Consider the following 19,328-nt stretch of genomic DNA (forward strand, 5'->3'; position numbering starts at 1 on the left):
CTTCAAGCGGCTAAACAAGGCTATAAAGTACGGTTTTGGCATGTATTAGATTGAGCGAATCAACTGGAATTGGATAGTCAAATGAAGCAATTTAAGCTGGTTCCTCAAATGCCCCGTCAATATGTCATTATTTTGGATAAGTTGGGCTCTCCTTTTTCACCTGATGAGCCAACTTCACGAACACACTAGTGCGATTATTACCACTAATCTTGAGCTTTCGGAATGGGGGTAGATTACTTACAGAGTCAAAAATGACAAATGCGTAATTAGATAGGTTAATTCACCATTATCATATATTAGAAACAGGTTATGAATCTTACCGTTGTAAACACCGTAATTAATCTAGTATAAATAAGTGGATCGCTCTTGGATGATCTTTGTGGGTTAATTTTTGCAGATTATTGAGACGTACTGTACCGGCGCTAATAACGCTCTAAATTCTGCGTACCTTGCCCTTGCCTACGATAGTGATATATCAGGGTAATTGCCAATCGTGATGCTACTTTTCTTTTTCGTGTAAGGCTTATTGTAATTAAAAACGAAAACCTTTACCCCATTCTTGCGAACAATCAAACGCAAACAGCCCCCAGCAACCCAACATCAAGCCTTATACAGCAAGAGATAAAATAAAAATAAGTAACAAGTTTTTTTCTGTGCTGTTTTTCATTTTGGGAGTAAAAAAGTAACAAACCCATTTCTTGTTACTTTTTTAGTGTTGCCGACGGTTTATGTAGGATTATGTTTAAATACATTATAAGCCCGTCATTATTATCAAGGTGTTATAGGTTGGTAGGATTACACTGATTTAGGGTGGTTTAGGTGGATTGGCGGAAGTGAATGGGAGTTGAACCCACCCAAGAACGCTGGCGTCCTTAACAGGATTTGAAGTCCTGCCGACTCACCGGAGCCGACTCACTTCCGAAAAAGTAGCACTATTCTACTGAATTTATTAGAATTGTGCAAAATTCTAATGGATTGATTATGCACGCCTTATTTCGCACCCTGCCCTCTGTGGATAAATTGCTCAAACACCCACGAGGTATCACACTTGTCGAGCAATTTGGGCATACCGCTTTTGTCGAACAAGCCCGACAGTTAATCGCATACGCCCGCCGGACGATTCAGCACACCCAACAACTGCCGCCGATTTTCGCACAGGAAGCCATTCTGTTTGATACGCTTGCCGAGCGGCTCAACCAATCACAACAAATTGAAATGCAAGCGGTTTTTAACCTTACCGGCACAGTTTTGCATACCAATTTGGGGCGGGGGTTATGGTCTGAACAGGCAATCAATGCAGCCACTCAAGCAATGCGGCATAATGTTGCCTTGGAGTATGACTTAGACGAGGGCAAGCGTAGCCATCGGGATCATTACATCAGCGGCTTGTTGCAACAGCTCACCTGTGCGGAAGCGGCTTGCATAGTCAATAATAATGCCGCCGCTGTGCTGCTGATGTTAGCCACCTTCGCACAGGGCAAAGAAGTGATCGTTTCACGGGGCGAATTGGTTGAGATTGGCGGTGCATTCCGCATTCCCGATATTATGCAGCAGGCCGGTTGCAAATTGATTGAAGTCGGTACGACAAATCGCACCCACTTAAGCGATTATCGCCACGCAATCAACGAAAATACCGCCTTTTTAATGAAAGTTCACACCAGTAATTATCAAATCCAAGGCTTTACGGCGAGTGTGGCGGAAGAGCCGTTAGTCGCACTTGGGCGAGAGTTTGGGCTACCCGTCATCAGTGATTTAGGCAGCGGCTCGCTGATCGATATGCAGTCGCTCAATTTACCGACAGAACCAATGGTACAACAAAAAATCGCTGCCGGTGTGGATTTGGTCTCCTTTTCGGGAGATAAATTACTCGGCGGCCCGCAAGCCGGCATTATTGTCGGCAAAAAAACGCTGATCGATCAACTCCAGAGCCACCCGCTCAAACGGGTTTTACGCTGCGACAAGGTGATTTTATCAGCACTGGAAGCGACCCTACGCCACTATCTCTCTCCGGAGAAGCTGACAGACGCCTTGCCGACATTCTCACTCCTAACCCAATCAACCGAACAGTTGCAACACAAAGCGGAGCGGCTTAAAAGTACCCTTTGCAAGCGGTTAGATAGCCGCTACGATTTGCAAATCGAGCCGAGCCTCGCCCAAATCGGCAGCGGCGCATTACCGAGCGAAAGGCTTGCATCGGTGGCAGTAACCGTTGCCTGCGACAATCCGCAGCACCTCTCGGCACTGGTACGCCAATTCAAATCTCTGCCCCACCCAATTATTTGCCGGATCGCCCAGCAAAAAATCTGGCTGGATTTACGCTCTGTCGCCCAGTTTGATGCATTGATTGAAATGTTGGAAAGCAACCATACACTCAATACTCCTTCCTAGCAACTCGCTACGCAAGCGGTCTGATTCCCTTGTTTTTTTGCAAAAAATCGGTATAATCTGACCGCTTTTTCTATCTTTTATTGATAGGAAGCGTGACTTGCCCTCACCTCGAACGAGGGTTTTTCTTTTTACTATCAACAATTTAGAGGACGGTTATGGTAACCATTCGTTTATCTCGTGGCGGAGCTAAAAAACGCCCATTCTATCAAATCGTGGTCGCAGACAGCCGCAGCCCACGTGACGGTCGCTTCATTGAGCGTATCGGTTTCTTCAACCCTATCGCAGCCGGTCAGGCAGAGCGTCTTCGTGTCAATCTTGAAGCCGTTGATGCGTGGGTTGCAAAAGGTGCATCACTTTCAGATCGTGTTGCCGTATTAGTAAAAGAAGCGCGTAAAGCAGCTTAATTTTTACACCCTTTTCAATAATGTAGGTGAGTATGAGCGAACAAAAAATCGAAGTCGTTGGAAAATTAGGATCAACCTATGGTATCCGTGGCTGGTTGCGTCTCTATTCATCGACAGAAGAAGCAGAAAGCATTTTCGATTATCAGCCGTGGTTCTTAAAAATCAAAGGGCAATGGCAGCCGATCGAACTGGAAAGTTGGCGTTATCACAACAACGATTTGATTGTGAAACTCAAAGGCACGGACGACCGTGAAGCCGCCCAATTATTGACGAACAGCGAAATCGGCGTAGATTTAGCCTGTTTTCCGACATTGGACGAGGGCGATTACTATTGGCACGACCTTATCGGCTGCCAAGTAGTCAATCTGCAAGGCTACACAATGGGCGTGGTGTCGGAGATGATGGAAACCGGTTCAAACGATGTACTGGTGGTACGAGCAACGGCAAAAGATGCTTTCGGCAAGCAAGAGCGGTTAATTCCGTTCTTATATGAACAAGTAGTTAAAAGAGTAGATCTCGCCACCAAAACAATTGAGGTGGACTGGGACGCTGGTTTCTAACCTCAGGTATGCAGTGAGCTTTAGGGAGTAGCATTATGTGGATTGGCATTATCTCGCTCTTCCCCGAAATGTTTAAAGCGATTACTGAATACGGGGTAACAGGCAGAGCCGTAAAACAACATCTTCTGCAAGTGGAATGTTGGAATCCGCGCGATTTCACGTTCGACAAACACAAAACCGTGGACGATCGCCCTTACGGCGGCGGCCCCGGAATGTTGATGATGGTGCAACCTTTGCGTGATGCGATTCGCACCGCCAAAGCAGCCGCCAAAGCAGAAGACGGCGTAGAGGCAAAAGTGATTTACCTCTCGCCACAAGGACGTAAACTCGATCAAGCAGGCGTAAAAACCCTTGCCCAACACCCCAAAATGATTTTGGTTTGCGGGCGTTACGAAGGTATTGACGAGCGATTGATCCAAACGGAAATTGATGAAGAATGGTCAATCGGTGATTACGTTCTCACCGGCGGTGAATTACCCGCAATGACGTTAATTGACGCTGTTGCACGGTTTATTCCCGGTGTGTTAGGCAAACAAGCCTCGGCAGACGAAGATTCGTTTGCAAGCGGTTTATTGGATTGCCCGCACTACACCCGCCCCGAAAAGTTGGATGGAATGCCTGTCCCCGATGTGCTGATGTCGGGACACCACGAGCAAATTCGCAAATGGCGGTTAGCACAATCGCTGGAACGCACGTGGTTAAGACGCCCTGAGCTATTGGATAGCCTAGCTCTGACTGACGAACAACGTGTGTTGCTCCAACAAATCAAGCAGCGACACAAATCAGTTAATTCTAGGACATAGAAGGTTTATTAAAATGAGTAACATCATCAAACAAATCGAACAAGAACAGTTAAAACAAAACGTACCGAGCTTCCGTCCGGGGGACACATTAGAAGTTAAGGTATGGGTAGTAGAAGGTAGTAAAAGACGTTTGCAGGCGTTCGAAGGCGTGGTTATTGCAATTCGTAACCGTGGTCTGCATTCTGCATTTACATTGCGTAAAATCTCTAACGGCGTAGGCGTTGAGCGTGTATTCCAAACTCACTCGCCGGTAATCGACAGCATTTCCGTGAAACGTAAAGGTGCGGTACGTAAAGCGAAACTTTACTACCTCCGTGAGCGTTCAGGTAAATCGGCGCGTATCAAAGAGCGTTTGGGCGACTAATTTTCGCAACCATAATGCAAAAGAAAAGGCTTGGGTTTCCCCAAGCCTTTATTGATTAAATAATTAAAAATTTATAGAATATTATTAATTACATACTTAGAGGAGTACGTTATGAATGTCAATGTTATAAAAACAGCACAGCGTATTCTAGACGTATATTGGGATAGAAGTATTCCCGTGAACGTTGATGATATCGCACAAAAAATGAATGTTGAGGTTTATTATCTGCCAAAACTAGCTGGAGGAGATGATATTTCAGGTCGTTTTGATATTGTTAACGGTATTCCAACTTGTTATATCAGAAATACAGATGTTGAACAGCGTCAGCGTTTTACACTTGCCCACGAGCTAGGACACTTTATCCTAAACCACGGGGGGGGGTTTCGGGATAACTCAGCCTCCTTTAATATGCATAACTATGATCCGAGAGAAGTTGATGCAAATGCATTTGCCGCAGAGCTATTAATGCCTAAAATTGCGATTGACTATGTCATTGAAAAATTAAAAAACATTCACTCCATTGATGAATTTGCACATCTATTTAATGTATCCATACCTGCAATGACTTATCGTTTAAAAAATTTAGGTATCCATTTATCTTGAGGAAATTTTATGTCAAATAATATCAACATTCCTAGAGAAGAACAAAACAGCGATAACTTTGTTGATGCAGAGAATAACAGCATACAGCCTGATAATACTAAAATAGAACCAAATATCCCTCAACCAAATATTCTAAGGCAAGATATTATTGATTATGAAAAAGAACGTCGTATATTATTTAGAATAGCCTTTGGCTTCTCTATCTTTTTTATTTTATGCTTATATATTGGACTATTTTGGTGGATTTACTCTCAAAGTATCGGTTATCATATCAATAATAATATGTGGCACATCGCTGTTATTTTTGCTCTTCCAGCCACAACTTTACTTATAGCAATCTTAAAATTAGTATCTAAGCATCAAGAACCTACCGTATCAAGTCATTCTCCTATTAAAGAATTTAGTAATCAATTACTAAGTGTCATCAAAGAATTTCTAAATACTAGAAAATAGAGAAACAAAGGCTTGGGTTTCGCCAAGCCTTTGTTTTTTCAATCGGTGAGTTCTGTTAAGTTTTTTGCAAAATTCTCACCCAAATTCACCACTTTTTTTCTACTTTATCTCAACTCCGGAAACAGCATTTTGATGACATCACGGGTGAGCTGGCGGGATTTGCCTTGATACGGGAAAATGTGCATCATCATCATTGGGTTGAAATTCGCTTCAATCACGCCCCACGAATTTAGGCTCGGCTCGGCGGCTTGCTTGAGATTCGGGATAATTAAGTCCACACCGCACACTTTCGCCCCCATTGCGTTGGCGATACCGACCGCCAGTTGCTTATAGCTCTCGTGCATTTCATCGGTCATATCAATGGAATCGCCGCCCGTGCTAATATTGGAATTGGCACGTAACTGTACCCATTGTTCCTTACGTGGCACGCTGTCAGGCGTGAGCCCCTGCTCTTTGAGCTGCAATAATTCAATCTCGCCGAGCGCAATTTTTTTGAGCGGGCTGCGGCTACCGTCTCCCCGTAAAGGATCAGCATTTTTAAGTGCCACTAATTCCCGCACGCTGTGAACGCCATCCCCAATCACATTCGCCGGCACACGCAATAATACGGCGAGGGTTTGATCGCCCAGCACGAAAAAGCGATATTCGGTGCCGACCAAATAATCCTCGACCATAATTTCTTTATCTTCACGAAAGGCGATTTCCACCGCTTTTGCAAAATCTTGCCGATTACTGACCCCTTGCTGAAAAATGGTAATACCCAAACCGTAGTTGGTCGATTTCGGTTTGATTACCACCGCTTTTCCCTCAAATAAGCCATAATGAGCGATTGCTTCGTCCGCTCGGGTAAACTCAACGCTGTTCGGCACATTAAAACCGGCTTTCGCCAGCACCTTTTTCGTAACCACCTTATTTTCCATAATCAGCGGTGAAATATATTGATCGTGGCTGGTCATATTGCCGTTTTTGACATATTCGAGGTGATCGCCAAATTTGAGGGCAAGAAATTGATCGTTTTCGTCTAAAATGTCAACGTTAATCCCCTGTTGAATGGCATCAAACAACAAGGCTTGTGTGGACAATTCCATATTATCAAAAGCCGATAATGCATAAAAACGCTCGAAGGCTTGCGCTTTATATTGGCGAGCTAAATTTGCACCAAAGGCTTGATAACCGCCCGCTTGCGTTAAGGCGTTTGCCATTCTGCCGCCAATTGTTTGGCTCGGATCGGCAAATTGTGCCAGTTTTTCACGCACTAATTGTTGATCTTGCTCGCTCGCGTGAATGTCATTCAACATCGCCAATAATTGTGTGAGCAAGGCTTCACCTTCAGCTTTAAACGCTGTTTCGGCTAACGGGTGCTCTAATGCTACTTGGTTTAGGCACGCTTTGCCCAAATCAACGCCGTGCTGATCGGCGGTTTCGTCCAGCCATAGCATCAACAATAAAAACAGATGCACAAACTTGGCATCGGTTAATTCAATACCGTAAGGGGAAAACGGGTTGAGATCGAACAGGCGGAACTCCGCATACTGCACACCCTTTTCTAATAATGTCCGCACCCGTGCTGCGCCCCGCAAACGCACGTTTGAGTAATACTCTTTTTCGGCAATCAGCTCCCCTTCCGCCACCAAACGTTCAAGGGATTCGACATAATCCGCCAAACTATTATGATTCACCTGAATATGCGGTTTGTTCACATAGCCGTATTGACTTGAACGCAAACTGCGTACCAACTGCCCCGCCGCAAGCGGTGCGTTGCCGCCAAAATATTGCCATTCCACCGTAGGCGAGGCGGCGAGCAAATAAACCAATACCCATTGATAGCGCAGGAAATTGGTCGCCAATTTCATATAAATGGCATTCTGAAAAGCGATCGGATCGGCAAAATCCGTTTGTAACGGAAAGATCGAGCGGATAAATTCCGAACTGAGCTGAAAATTGTAGTGAATCCCGCTCACCATCTGCTTGGTTTTGCCGTACACTGCCACCAAATGCTCCCGATATGCCACATCATCGGGGTTATCCAACTGGGCAACCTTAATCGCCGCTTCAGGCGGCAAGCCCGCCGGCATACTGAGCGGAAACAGGTATTCATCTTCAGGCAGCGAGCGTAGCACCACCTCGTGAATCGCACTCAACCAGCGGTAGCTATCCTCCAATTTGGCATTCGGCGGCGTGATCAATTCAAGCTGGCTTTCAGCAAAATCCGTTTGAATATAAGGGTGAAAACGGCGGCTGCCGAACGCTTTCGGGTGGGGCGTAGTAACAATATTGCCCTGCTCATCGACCCGTTGTCCCTCCTTTTCCAAACCGAACGAGCCTTGCTGAAACAATAAACCGAGCTGATATTCACGGATAATCTGTTGTAATGTCATTTTGTTAGCCTAGATTATTGAGAAATATTCTCAACCATACCACAAAATGCTCGCAATGTTTGTGCCGATTTGTAAAGTGATAGAGCATTTGGTTATTTTCTTCGGCAAGCGGTGAGATTCTCGCCAAAATAGGCAAAATCAACCGCCGAAAAAGTGTGATATACTGCGCCACCGTTTCAATTTGCCGCAGGAATCGCCGTGTTTCATCATCACTATCTGGAAATGCAAGAGCATTTTTTATTCGTCCCGTACTATAACAACGTCCGCCGTATCCGTGTGCTACTGCCGAAAGACTACCGCAGCGAACAAGCGCACTACCCCGTACTGTATATGCACGACGGGCAAAATGTGTTTTACAGCAAAGAATCCTACTCCGGCTACTCGTGGAAAATTATCCCGACGATTAAACGACACACTGAATTTCCCAAGCTCATCATTGTCGGGATTGATAATGCGGGCGAACAACGGCTCAATGAATACGGCCCTTGGCGAACGGATGTCGGCGCAACCGCAGAAGTGAGAAACGCCAGCGGGCGAGGAATGGATTACGGCAAATGGGTGGTCGAGGTTGTCAAACCCTTTATCGACCAAACCTACCGCACCAAACGGGAACGGGAACACACATTGCTGGCGGGCAGTTCAATGGGCGGCATTATCACCGCTTATATGGGGGCGGCATACCCACAAGTTTTCGGACATTTAGGCGTATTCTCTCTCGCCTCGTGGTTTAGTGAACCTGCTTTTTTAGACTTTCTGCACCGCCACCCGCTCAATCCGAGCAGTAAAGTTTTTATCCAAGTTGGCACAAACGAGGGCGATGAGGTTGATTCTCTGTTCATCTCCAATATGAACCAAGCCTATATCGACTGCACCCTGCGCTATTATCAATCGCTCCTACGCACAGAACACCCCCTCGACCAAATCCAGCTCCGCATTATGGCAAATGAAATCCACCACGAAAAACACTGGGCGGATCATTTTGTTGAGTTTTTACGGTTTTCATTGCTGAATAATTAAACACCTAATAATGCTCTTAAAATATCTGTTTAATATGCATCAGCTTAAGATGTGCCAACATTTCAAACCAATTTATGATCCACATCACATTTTTGGAAAAATGTCGTCCCCTAATGTCGCTTTTCCATTCCTTTATTCCATTGGCAGTGCTACTATTTTTAGGTTATGGTGAACTTTCGGCCCACTTTATTTTGTAAAAAAACGGCTAAAATCGACCGCTTGCAAGTAAGTTATGCCGATAAGTTCCTGATCGTAATCGCACTGATGACTATTATCTAGGAGAAAACAATGGCATTCCGTATCGAAAAAGACACAATGGGCGAAGTTCAAGTACCGGCAAATCGTTACTGGGCGGCACAAACTGAGCGCTCACGCAACAATTTTAAAATTGGACCGGAAGGTTCAATGCCGGCAGAAATTATTGAAGCCTTTGGCTATCTCAAAAAAGCGGCCGCCTTCGCCAACCACGATTTAGGCGTGTTACCGATTGAAAAACGGGATCTTATCGCCCAAGCCTGCGATGAAATCTTAGCAAATAAATTAGCAGGCGAATTTCCACTCGTTATCTGGCAAACCGGTTCAGGCACACAATCCAATATGAACCTTAACGAAGTGATTTCAAACCGCGCACACGTTCTCAACGGCGGTAAACTCGGCGAAAAAAGCATTATTCACCCGAATGACGATGTAAATAAATCCCAGTCTTCCAACGACACCTACCCAACCGCAATGCACATCGCTGCGTACAAAAAAGTGGTTGAACACACTTTGCCGTGTGTAAAACGCCTGCAAAAAACGTTAAGTGAAAAATCCGAAGCGTTTAAAGATGTGGTAAAAATCGGTCGTACTCATTTAATGGATGCAACGCCACTCACTCTCGGTCAAGAATTTTCTGCTTATGCCGCACAATTAGCCTTTGGTATCAAAGCATTAGAAAATACCTTGCCTCATTTAGCAGAGCTTGCCTTAGGCGGCACAGCGGTCGGCACAGGCTTAAACACACCGAAAGGCTATGATGTGAAAGTTGCCGACTATATCGCCCAATTTACCGGCTTACCGTTCATCACCGCCCAAAATAAATTTGAAGCGTTAGCCACCCACGATGCGATTGTCGAAACACACGGTGCATTAAAACAGCTCGCCGTTTCCCTTTACAAAATCGCTAATGATATCCGCTTACTTGCCTCCGGCCCACGCTCCGGTATCGGCGAAATTCTAATTCCGGAAAATGAACCCGGTTCATCAATTATGCCGGGCAAAGTGAACCCGACCCAATGCGAAGCAATGACAATGGTATGCGCCCAAGTATTAGGTAACGATACCACTATCTCATTTGCCGGCACGCAGGGGCATTTCCAGCTTAACGTTTTCAAACCGGTAATGGCGTACAACTTCCTCCAATCCGCCCAACTACTCGGCGATGCGTGCATCTCTTTTGACGAGCATTGCGCTATCGGCATTGAACCGAACTTCCCTCGCATCAAAAAACAGTTAGACGATTCACTAATGCTAGTAACCGCGTTAAACACCAAAATTGGCTATGAAAATGCAGCGAAAATTGCTAAAACCGCCCATAAAAACGGCACAACGCTAAAAGAAGAGGCAATCAATTTAGGCTTAGTTACCGCAGAGCAATTTGATGAATGGGTTCGTCCGGAAGATATGGTCGGCAGCTTAAAATAGAAACTGAAACAAGCGGTCGGTTTCCACTAATAATTGATAGTACTAACCTCTAAACTAAAAGGGATACTGAATGAGTATCCCTTTTATTTCTCATTCGGCTAGCAACCAAGCATACAAGGCAAAGCCCTATACAATCTGCACAACATTATACCTTACGAAGCTATTTCAACAGTGCTAAAAAATCTCTTTCTGCAAGTATCCAGCTCTATAAACAAACTTCGTAATTTACTTGAAAAAAGCCATTGCGGTTTTCATCACCCGCTCGGCTTCTTGCTCCGTTAAATTAAAAAAGAGGGGTAAACGCACGAGGCGGTCGCTCTCGGCGGTGGTGTAGCGGTCTTTGCCGTTAAAACGCCCGAACCGTTGTCCGGCAGGGCTGGTATGAAGCGGGACATAATGAAACACGCTGAGAATATCCGCTCGTTTTAAATATTGGATAAACGCCTCGCGTTGCGTCTGATCGGCTAACTTGAGATAGAACAGATGGGCGTTATGCTCGCAATCGGCAGGCGGGGCTGCCAATTCCAGCTCGCCCGTTTCGGCAAGGGGGGAAAAGGCTTGAAAGTAACGTTGCCAAATCGTTAAACGGCGTTGGTTGATTAGATCCGCCGTTTCCAACTGGGCATATAGATATGCTGCTTGCAGATCGGAGAGCAAAAAACTCGATCCCACATCCTGCCAGCGATATTTATCCACTTGCCCCCGAAAAAAACGGCTGCGATCCGTGCCTTTTTCCCGCACGATCTCCGCCCGTGCGACGAGTTGCGGATCATTGATCAGTATTGCCCCGCCTTCGCCGCCGGCGGTATAATTTTTCGTTTCGTGAAAACTGTAACAGCCGAGATGCCCAATCGTGCCCAATGGCTTACCCCGATAGCGAGCCATTACCGCCTGCGCCGCATCTTCTACGACCCAAAGTCGATATTTCGCCGCCAGCGCCATTATCGTTGCCATTTCGCAGGCAACCCCGCCGTAATGCACCGGCACAATGGCTTTGGTTTTCGGCGTGATCGCCTGTTCAATCAAACGTTCATCTATATTCATCGTATCCGGACGAACATCGACAAACACAATCTTCGCTCCCCGTAGCACAAACGCATTGGCGGTTGAGACAAAGGTGTAGCTCGGCATAATAACTTCATCGTCAGGCTGAATATCGAGTAATATCGCCGCCATTTCCAAAGCGGCGGTACAAGAGGGCGCCAGCAGTGCCTTGTGCGTGCCGAACCGTTGCTCGAACCACCGTTCACAGCGGCGGCTGAACTCACCGTTGCCGGCAAGCTGCCCGCTTGTCATCGCCTGTTGTACATAACTCAGCTCTGTGCCGACCAATGTCGGCCGATTAAACGGAATGTGCATTGCGATATAACCAATAATGAAGATCCTGCGGCACAGCCCCAATGCGTTGGTAGAACCGGATTGCCGCTAAATTGCCGGATTGGGTACGCACCCTCAACGTTGCCGCCCCCTGCTGTTTCGCCCAACCCATTGCACCCTGTAATAACGCCCTGCCCACCCCATTGCCCTGTTCAGATGCCGCCACCGCTAATAAACCGATATCAGCGTTATCGTCAACAAACCGAACGCTGACCCCGCCGACAATTTGCCCCTGCCGCCGGATAATCAGGCACACATCATCAAAGCTGCCCTGCACGGCATTTGTGATCCACTGACGGTAAAAACGCTGATTTTCACTCGCCGAAAAATAGGGCGTACGAAAACGGCTGTTCGGAAAAGCATTGCCAAACAGTGCGGTCAACGCAGCCAGATCAGCCTGCGTTGCCACCGCTAATTCCAGCAAAGGGTGAGACGGCAGCGGCAGCACAAAGAGCAACTCGCCCTCTACCCATTGGAACTGATTGTGCTGCAAATAGTGCAATAACGCCGTTTCATTTGCGCTGACTTTAGCGGCTACTAAGGCAAAATCGGCAAATAATTCACCGGCAAGCGGGCGGTTCGGCACATTTTTTAGCAAAAGCCGCCCGATCCGACGGCCGAAAAACGCCGTTTCCCATTCGTTTAAGATAATCTCTGCCATATCCCTTTAGTATCCACCCGCCACGGCGTTGTTTTTTCAGTCAAGGGCGTTTGTTTGAAACGTTGATGATCGACCAGCAAGACTAATACGTCCGCTTGCGTTAATGCGTGATCGAGCGTAACTAACTCAGCTTTAGCGAGAGACGGCGGCAAGGCGGACAGGTTCGGTTCAACCACCCATAACGCACCGCTGTGCCACTCGGCAAGGGCTTCGGTAATCGCCAGTGCCGGACTTTCCCGCACATCGTCCACATCGGCTTTGAAGGTCAGCCCCAAGCACGCAATCGTCAGTTGATTTAAGGTACGACCGCTTGCCGCCAAACAATCCGCAACCGCCGCTTTCACTTTGTCGATCACCCATTGAGGCTTGGCATCATTGACGTGGCGGGCTGTTTGAATTAAACGGGCTAAATCCGGCGTTTGTGCCACCATAAACCACGGATCGACCGCGATACAATGCCCGCCGACCCCTGCCCCCGGCTGCAAAATCTGCACGCGTGGGTGGCGGTTTGCCAGTGCAATCAGTTCCCAAACATCAATCTCTAGCCGATCACAGATCAGCGATAATTCGTTTGCAAAGGCAATATTAACGTCTCGAAAGCTGTTTTCCGTCAATTTACACATTTCAGCGGTACGAGCGTTCGTGGTTAAACACTCGCCTTTTGCAAAAAGTCGGTACAAAGCGACCGCTTGTTGCGCGCATTTTGGGCTAGGCCCGCCGATCACGCGGTCATTTGCCACCAATTCCTGCAAAATATTACCCGGTAGGACACGCTCCGGACAGTAGGCGATGTTCACCTCGTCCGGAAAATGTAAATCCGGGCGGGCAAAGCGTAGCTGCTCGGCGATTTGGTCGGTCGTGCCAACGGGCGAGGTCGATTCCAGTACCACTAAATTCCCTTTGGCTAACACGGGAGCGATAGCCGCTACAGCCTGTTCAACAAAGTGCAAATCCGGCTGATGCTCCGGCGTTAAAGGCGTCGGCACGGCAATGATAAAGGCATCGGCAGCCTCCGGTTTGGTGGCTGCAATAAAATTGCCGCTATCAACCGCTTGCCGTAACGCCAAATCAATGCCCTTTTCGGCAATCGGTGCGTTACCTTGGTTGAGCTGCGCCACCCGTGCCAGATGAGTATCCACGCCGATCACTTGCTTGCCAGCATTGGCAAAGGCTAGGGCGGTCGGCAAGCCAATATAGCCTAAGCCGACCACGCAAATTCGGTTAAAATCCGCCATTTTGGTTCTCTTTCAAAATTGCCGCAATCCGTTCGCTTGCCTGTCCGTCTCCGTAGAAACAAGGGGCTGAACGGGGTTGGCTCGGCATTGCCAAATGGCGTAACACTTCGCTGACTAATCTGTCTGCATCAGTGCCGACTAATGTCATCGTGCCAGCTTCCTCTGCTTCCGTTCGTTCGGTGGTCTCCCGCATCAATAAAATCGGTTTTGCCAGCCCGTTGGCTTCCTCTTGAATGCCGCCGGAATCGGTCAAAATCAGATCGGCACGGGACATTAAATAGACAAACGGCAAATAGGCTTGCGGTTCAAGCAGAAAAATATTCTCTATGCCTGCCAGTTGCCGCGCGAGCGGCTCTCGTAGCTGCGGGTTGAGATGCACAGGGAAAACGATCTGCACATTCGGGCGGCATCTTGCCAGCCTAGCCAACGCTTGACAAATCTGCGCTAGTGGCTCGCCCCAATTTTCACGGCGGTGGCAAGTTACCAAGACACACTGTTTCTGTGGCTCGAGAAAGGCAAAATCCACCGCTAACTGCGCAGCAAGCGGGGCGTTTTCGGCAATATTTTGCAACATTAGCTTGAGGGCATCAATTACGGTATTGCCCGTTACCCAAATGCGTTCGGCAGCCACGCCTTCCTTGAGTAAATTCCGCCGTGCCTGCGGAGTCGGTGCAAAATGATAGGCAGCTAATACGCTGATCAAACGGCGGTTCGCCTCTTCAGGATAAGGGGAATGGAGATCGCCGGTGCGTAGCCCCGCTTCAATATGCGCTAACGGAATACGCTGATAATAGGCAGCAAGGGCGGTGATAAAGGCACTGCTCGTATCGCCGTGCACTAGCACCAAATCGGGCTGATGCTGCGCCAATACCTGTTGCAATGCGGGCAGTAATCGGGCGTGAAGCTCGGCGAGACTCTGCTGCGCCGACATTATGTTGAGATCGATATCCGGTTGAATTTCAAACTGATGCAGCACTTGATCGAGCATTTGGCGGTGCTGCCCCGTTGCACACAGGGTGAGCTTAAATTCAGCCTGCCGTTGTAGCGTTTTAATCAGCGGGGCGAGTTTTATCGCCTCAGGGCGTGTGCCGAATACTATCAGAATGTGGCGCATTATTTTCGCTGTAACGCTATCACAACCAATCCAAGCAACGCCCCAAATCCAGCACACAGTGCTAGCACTAGCGTCAGGTTGTCCGGTAACGCCGGCTTGGTAGCCGCAATCGGTTTTTGAACCAAATGATAAGGCACTAATTGATTATCAAGGGGTTGCACCGAACGCATCAGGGTTAATTTTGCCTGCCACTGTTCGCCTAGATTGGCATCTGCCGACTGTTTAACCTGCTGAAATAGCAGTTTCCACTGTTGGATCAAATCGTTATTCAAATTCTCACGGGCTTTTAGGCTGCTTTTCTGAATAAAATCACTCAAGACGCTTGCAGCGTGATCCGGATTTACCAACTGAAAAGATAACGTACCGGTCGCACTATCAAACTGCAATTTTTCCACAAGCTGACGGGCGAATAGGGCTGTCGGTTGGTGGTTTACTGCTGCGGTCTGCTGCACAATCGTATTGTTGATGAGAAACTCTAAACGATCGTCAAGTGCGGTTAAACGTTGCTTAAACTCATCAAAGACGGCAGTGGTGATCTCTTGCTCATTGTTAGGGAGGGCGTTACCGTCATTTTGCACCTGCCGATACGTGCTTTTTAATGAATAAAAATTACCCAACTCCGCTACTTTCGGCGCGTCAAACCGTGCGCTCACCCGCCACTCTTGCGACTGTGTTGCGAGATGAAGCCAACCCGTCCCAACACTTAATCCGATGAAAAAGACTAAAATCAGTATATTTGATAATAACGATGTTTTTGGTTTTTGATGTTCCATAATCTGTGCTACTTTGTTAATTTTTTACGCATCCGACGTTTTTGGCGGCGCACGAAACGGGTTATTCGCCAAGCGTGGACAATAGAATAAGAATAAAGAAAAAACAGGCAAATAAACGCAATAAACATTACCCATTGATTCCAATAATTCACCTCGCCCAGTACCCCAAAGCCCGCACAAAGTGCCGAGCCAAAAGTAATCACGGCTAAGGCTTGACGAGAGCTTAGCCCCGCCCGCATCATCAAATGATGGATATGTAAGCGGTCGGGACGGAACGGGCTTTTGCCCTTTTTCAAACGGCGGAAAAACACCGCCACCATATCAATCAGCGGCACGGCGATCAGCCATAATCCAGTAATCGGGCTAATCGGGTGCCCTTGCCCTTGGGTGCTCAGCAGCAAGATCCAAATAATCGTAAAGCCGATCAGGGTGCTGCCGGAATCGCCCATAAACACCTTCCACTTTGCCCCAAACACGCTTAGATTAAACAGGGCATAAGGCAATAACACCAAAATAATCGCAAAGCACCAATAGGCAAGAGCGGTTTGATCGTCCAACCACATTAGCGTGCCGAGCCCGGCAAAACTGACGCTAGACAGCCCTGCCAATAAGCCGTCAATCCCGTCAATCATATTAAAGGCGTTAATCACCCCAATGGTAATAAACACGGTCAGCACCAAGCCTAATGCGCCGATTTCAAGGCTGAACGGGGCGATGAGCTGCCCTAAATTCTCAATCGACAAACCGCTATAAATCATTGCTCCCGCCAAACACGCCTGAATGCCGGCACGCAACAGCGGGCTAATGTCAAACCGATCGTCTAACACGCCGATCACCAATAAAATTGTCAATGCGGTTAAATACAGCTCCGGCAGCCGCATCTGCTCCCATTCCAACGCATAAAACGCTAAATTGCCCAAGAATAACGCAATACCGCCGATTAACGGGATCACCCCTTGATGACGTTTGCGGAAATTCGGTTTATCTACCAAACCAATCCGTTCGGCGACCGGTCGCATTACCACCAATGTCGCAAACGACACGCACAGTACGGCAAGAAAGGTAAGCCACATAACGAGGTTTATCCTTAAAAATAACCCATAGAAATGCCGTTCAGCATAGCATAAACCACAAAACTCTCAATATAAAAAATGGACAAGCCCCGTCCGACAAGGGATAATAATCCACCATTTTTGCAAGATTTTACCGATTGATTAAGGACTTAAAATGACATCATCTTTATCGCTCTTTGACAGAGCTCAAAAAGTGATTCCAGGCGGCGTAAACTCGCCGGTTCGAGCTTTTAAAGGAGTCGGCGGCACGCCAGTATTCATCGAAAAAGCCGAAGGCGCTTATATTACCGACAGTGAAGGCAAACGCTACATTGATTATGTCGGCTCTTGGGGACCAATGGTATTGGGGCATAATCACCCCGCCATTATTGAAGCGGTACTGAACGCCGTGCCGAACGGCTTGAGCTTCGGCGCACCCACAGCCGTTGAAATTGAGCTGGCCGAGCTGGTTTGCCGACTTGTCCCCTCCATTGAAATGGTGAGAATGGTCAGCTCCGGCACAGAGGCGACAATGTCCGCCATTCGTTTGGCTCGCGGCTACACAGGGCGGGATAAGATCATCAAATTTGAAGGCTGCTACCACGGCCATTCCGATTCTCTGCTGGTTAAAGCCGGATCAGGCGCACTCACCCTTGGGCAGCCTAGCTCGCCGGGCGTACCGGACGATTTCGCCAAACACACGCTCACCTGTGAATACAACAATCTTGAATCGGTCAAACACGCCTTTGAACAATACCCCGACCAAATCGCCTGCTTAATTATCGAACCGGTGGCAGGCAATATGAACTGCATTCCGCCGAAACCGAACTTCCTGCAAGGCTTGCGGACACTTTGCACCCAATACGGTGCACTCTTTATCATTGATGAAGTGATGACGGGCTTCCGTGTCGCCCTCGGCGGTGCACAACAATACTACGGCGTAACACCGGATTTGACTACGCTAGGCAAAATCATCGGTGGCGGAATGCCGGTCGGCGCATTTGGCGGCAAAAAAGAGATTATGCAACACATTGCCCCGACCGGCCCGGTTTACCAAGCCGGCACACTATCGGGCAACCCGATTGCGATGTCGGCAGGTTTAGCCTGCTTAACCGAACTCGCCAAAGCGGACAACGAGCAAAAACTGGCGGAAAAAACCAAAACCCTCGCCGAAGGCTTCAAAGCCCTTGCCGACAAACACGGCATTCCGCTCACCGTACAATATGTGGGCGGTATGTTCGGGCTGTTCTTCACCGAGCAAACCGCAGTGGAAAGCTACCAAGATGTGATGAAATGCGATGTGCAAGCCTTCAACACCTTCTTCCATAAAATGTTGGAAAAAGGGATTTACCTTGCACCGTCCGCATTTGAGGCAGGCTTTATGTCCCTTGCTCACAGTGATGACGATATTCAACACACACTCGCAATGGCGGATCTCGTCTTTGCGCAAATGAAATAAATCCCTCATTCACGAGGGATTTAAAACAGCCCGCTATCACGCGGTCGGTTTTTGTCAAATTATTGCAAAAATTCTGCCTAAACCGACCGCTTGTATTAGCTGAACACGGCTTGATTAAACCGCTCGGCATAAGCCACCAAATTTGGCAAGCGACGAACATAATCCGTCAGCGGGGTGCTAAAGGGATTTGCCAGAAAACCGGCGATCGCCGTTGCTAATACGCAATCGATCGAGTGAATTGCGTCCCCGAAAAAGAACGGTTTATCCGCTAAATAATCGGCAATCGCTTGGACATCTTGGTAGCCAAAGGCATAAATTTGCTCGGCACAATGGCGACCAATCCCGTGCCCGTGCATTTGTTGGCGAGAACCTTCCCGCAGCTGCGTCATTACTTGATCTTGCACTTCCTGCGGCAACCCTGACAACATTGCATTCCGCACAAACGCCTCGCCTGACGGATCAACCATTCGCGCATAAACGCCAACCCAATACAAATGTTCCTCTGCCATACGGCGAAAGGCTTCCGCTACCGCTTTCTGCTCGGCGGATAATGTGCGATCCAGTGCCAAATCGCCCTTTTGTTCCAGGTAACGCTGAATCAGCGAGCTGTCGGCAATCTGTTGCTCGCCGTCTTGCAAGACCGGCACTTTACCGTTAGGCATCTTGGACAAGTCGGCGACAAATTCCACTCGATAAAGCTTGCCGCTCAACTTTAACAGTGCCTCTGCCTTCCAAGCAAACGGCGATAAACTCCGTGCCTTTTTCGATCCCGGAACAGAATATAAAATATACATTTTTAGCTCCTATGCTTTCCATTTACATTCATTCTTTGATAGTATAATTTTAAATTAACTTATTGAAAATAAGTAACTTTTTTTCCAATAGTTACCGACAGGTAAGTTTTTAATAAGGGGCTGTACTAGATAACTAGGGAAATCTAATTTCAGGTTAGAATAATCCCTATGAGAAGAAGTCGTTTAAGTCAGTACAAGCAAAACAAACTG

Annotated in this window: 20 protein-coding genes and 1 tRNA gene; 11 read left to right on the forward strand and 10 right to left on the reverse strand. The window is 47.6% G+C overall.

All coding sequences use genetic code 11. The features are described from left to right. The first annotated feature begins 293 nt into the window (after positions 1 to 293). Positions 294 to 341 (forward strand): hypothetical protein, encoded by a 48-nt coding sequence (locus tag RO21_RS13815; RefSeq protein ID WP_479494810.1) that lies wholly within the window; start codon positions 294 to 296, stop codon positions 339 to 341. A 118-nt stretch (positions 342 to 459) separates the two neighbouring features. On the opposite strand, the gene RO21_RS13680 is transcribed toward RO21_RS13815, so the two are convergent. Further along, complete coding sequence (locus RO21_RS13680; RefSeq protein WP_338151723.1) at positions 460 to 579, reverse strand: Arm DNA-binding domain-containing protein; 120 nt, start codon at positions 577 to 579, stop codon at positions 460 to 462. 246 nt (positions 580 to 825) lie between these two features. Then, positions 826 to 920, reverse strand: a tRNA-Sec gene (locus RO21_RS12790). A 61-nt stretch (positions 921 to 981) separates the two neighbouring features. Here RO21_RS12790 and selA point away from each other — a divergent pair. The 7 genes from selA to RO21_RS05385 all read left to right on the forward strand — a co-directional run bounded on the left by selA (position 982) and on the right by RO21_RS05385 (position 5,575). Continuing rightward, positions 982 to 2,388 carry an L-seryl-tRNA(Sec) selenium transferase gene (gene selA, locus RO21_RS05355; protein ID WP_047976763.1) on the forward strand — a complete coding sequence of 469 codons (1,407 nt, stop codon included), beginning with the start codon at positions 982 to 984 and terminating at the stop codon, positions 2,386 to 2,388. A 155-nt stretch (positions 2,389 to 2,543) separates the two neighbouring features. After that, on the forward strand, positions 2,544 to 2,792 hold the full coding sequence (rpsP, locus tag RO21_RS05360; RefSeq protein WP_047976764.1) for a 30S ribosomal protein S16: 249 nt from the start codon (positions 2,544 to 2,546) through the stop codon (positions 2,790 to 2,792). Positions 2,793 to 2,824: 32 nt separating this feature from the next. After that, positions 2,825 to 3,352, forward strand: a complete 528-nt coding sequence (rimM, locus tag RO21_RS05365; protein ID WP_047976765.1) for a ribosome maturation factor RimM — start codon at positions 2,825 to 2,827, stop codon at positions 3,350 to 3,352. A 35-nt stretch (positions 3,353 to 3,387) separates the two neighbouring features. Further along, positions 3,388 to 4,155 carry a tRNA (guanosine(37)-N1)-methyltransferase TrmD gene (gene trmD, locus RO21_RS05370; RefSeq protein WP_047976766.1) on the forward strand — a complete coding sequence of 256 codons (768 nt, stop codon included), beginning with the start codon at positions 3,388 to 3,390 and terminating at the stop codon, positions 4,153 to 4,155. Positions 4,156 to 4,168: 13 nt separating this feature from the next. Further along, a complete protein-coding gene (gene rplS, locus RO21_RS05375; protein ID WP_047976767.1) occupies positions 4,169 to 4,519 on the forward strand; it encodes a 50S ribosomal protein L19 in 351 nt (116 codons plus the stop codon). A gap of 111 nt (positions 4,520 to 4,630) precedes the next feature. Continuing rightward, a complete protein-coding gene (locus RO21_RS05380) occupies positions 4,631 to 5,122 on the forward strand; it encodes an ImmA/IrrE family metallo-endopeptidase (protein WP_047976768.1) in 492 nt (163 codons plus the stop codon). A 9-nt stretch (positions 5,123 to 5,131) separates the two neighbouring features. Then, positions 5,132 to 5,575 carry a hypothetical protein gene (locus RO21_RS05385; RefSeq protein WP_047976769.1) on the forward strand — a complete coding sequence of 148 codons (444 nt, stop codon included), beginning with the start codon at positions 5,132 to 5,134 and terminating at the stop codon, positions 5,573 to 5,575. 104 nt (positions 5,576 to 5,679) lie between these two features. Here the strand turns inward: RO21_RS05385 and gshAB are convergent, their stop codons facing one another. After that, on the reverse strand, positions 5,680 to 7,953 hold the full coding sequence (gshAB, locus tag RO21_RS05390; protein ID WP_047976770.1) for a bifunctional glutamate--cysteine ligase GshA/glutathione synthetase GshB: 2,274 nt from the start codon (positions 7,951 to 7,953) through the stop codon (positions 5,680 to 5,682). A gap of 222 nt (positions 7,954 to 8,175) precedes the next feature. Between gshAB and RO21_RS05395 the strand changes: the two genes are divergently transcribed. Together RO21_RS05395 and fumC are read left to right on the forward strand one after the other, a co-directional pair. Then, entirely contained in the window at positions 8,176 to 8,970 is a 795-nt protein-coding gene (locus RO21_RS05395; RefSeq protein WP_047976781.1) for an alpha/beta hydrolase, read from the forward strand. A gap of 288 nt (positions 8,971 to 9,258) precedes the next feature. Continuing rightward, a complete protein-coding gene (gene fumC / locus RO21_RS05400; RefSeq protein ID WP_047976771.1) occupies positions 9,259 to 10,653 on the forward strand; it encodes a class II fumarate hydratase in 1,395 nt (464 codons plus the stop codon). A gap of 225 nt (positions 10,654 to 10,878) precedes the next feature. Here fumC and rffA read toward each other — a convergent pair whose 3' ends face one another. Genes rffA through wecA form a run of 6 tightly spaced genes read right to left on the reverse strand, consistent with a single transcriptional unit; the run spans position 10,879 to position 16,886 of the window. Next, positions 10,879 to 12,012: a dTDP-4-amino-4,6-dideoxygalactose transaminase gene (rffA, locus tag RO21_RS05405; RefSeq protein WP_047976772.1), complete on the reverse strand. Its 1,134-nt coding sequence runs from the start codon at positions 12,010 to 12,012 to the stop codon at positions 10,879 to 10,881. After that, positions 11,996 to 12,691 carry a dTDP-4-amino-4,6-dideoxy-D-galactose acyltransferase gene (rffC, locus tag RO21_RS05410; RefSeq protein WP_053067718.1) on the reverse strand — a complete coding sequence of 232 codons (696 nt, stop codon included), beginning with the start codon at positions 12,689 to 12,691 and terminating at the stop codon, positions 11,996 to 11,998. The genes rffA and rffC overlap by 17 nt, the downstream gene beginning before the upstream one ends. Then, on the reverse strand, positions 12,673 to 13,926 hold the full coding sequence (wecC, locus tag RO21_RS05415) for a UDP-N-acetyl-D-mannosamine dehydrogenase (protein ID WP_047976773.1): 1,254 nt from the start codon (positions 13,924 to 13,926) through the stop codon (positions 12,673 to 12,675). The genes rffC and wecC overlap by 19 nt, the downstream gene beginning before the upstream one ends. Next, on the reverse strand, positions 13,913 to 15,040 hold the full coding sequence (wecB, locus tag RO21_RS05420; protein WP_047976774.1) for a non-hydrolyzing UDP-N-acetylglucosamine 2-epimerase: 1,128 nt from the start codon (positions 15,038 to 15,040) through the stop codon (positions 13,913 to 13,915). Before wecB ends, wecC begins: the two co-directional genes overlap by 14 nt. Continuing rightward, the gene (locus RO21_RS05425) at positions 15,040 to 15,813 is read right to left on the reverse strand and encodes a hypothetical protein (RefSeq protein ID WP_047976775.1); all 774 of its coding nucleotides are present in this window, start codon (positions 15,811 to 15,813) and stop codon (positions 15,040 to 15,042) included. The genes wecB and RO21_RS05425 overlap by 1 nt, the downstream gene beginning before the upstream one ends. 8 nt (positions 15,814 to 15,821) lie before the next feature. Further along, the gene (wecA, locus tag RO21_RS05430; protein WP_047976776.1) at positions 15,822 to 16,886 is read right to left on the reverse strand and encodes a UDP-N-acetylglucosamine--undecaprenyl-phosphate N-acetylglucosaminephosphotransferase; all 1,065 of its coding nucleotides are present in this window, start codon (positions 16,884 to 16,886) and stop codon (positions 15,822 to 15,824) included. A 154-nt stretch (positions 16,887 to 17,040) separates the two neighbouring features. Here wecA and hemL point away from each other — a divergent pair, with 154 nt between their 5' ends. Then, on the forward strand, positions 17,041 to 18,324 hold the full coding sequence (gene hemL / locus RO21_RS05435) for a glutamate-1-semialdehyde 2,1-aminomutase (RefSeq protein ID WP_047976777.1): 1,284 nt from the start codon (positions 17,041 to 17,043) through the stop codon (positions 18,322 to 18,324). Between the two features lie 95 nt (positions 18,325 to 18,419). Here the strand turns inward: hemL and RO21_RS05440 are convergent, their stop codons facing one another. Next, the gene (locus tag RO21_RS05440) at positions 18,420 to 19,118 is read right to left on the reverse strand and encodes a glutathione S-transferase family protein (protein WP_047976778.1); all 699 of its coding nucleotides are present in this window, start codon (positions 19,116 to 19,118) and stop codon (positions 18,420 to 18,422) included. Positions 19,119 to 19,328 lie beyond the last annotated feature (210 nt).

The sequence above is a fragment of the Muribacter muris genome (assembly GCF_001038205.1).
In the GTDB taxonomy this organism is placed as follows: Bacteria; Pseudomonadota; Gammaproteobacteria; order Enterobacterales; family Pasteurellaceae; genus Muribacter; species Muribacter muris.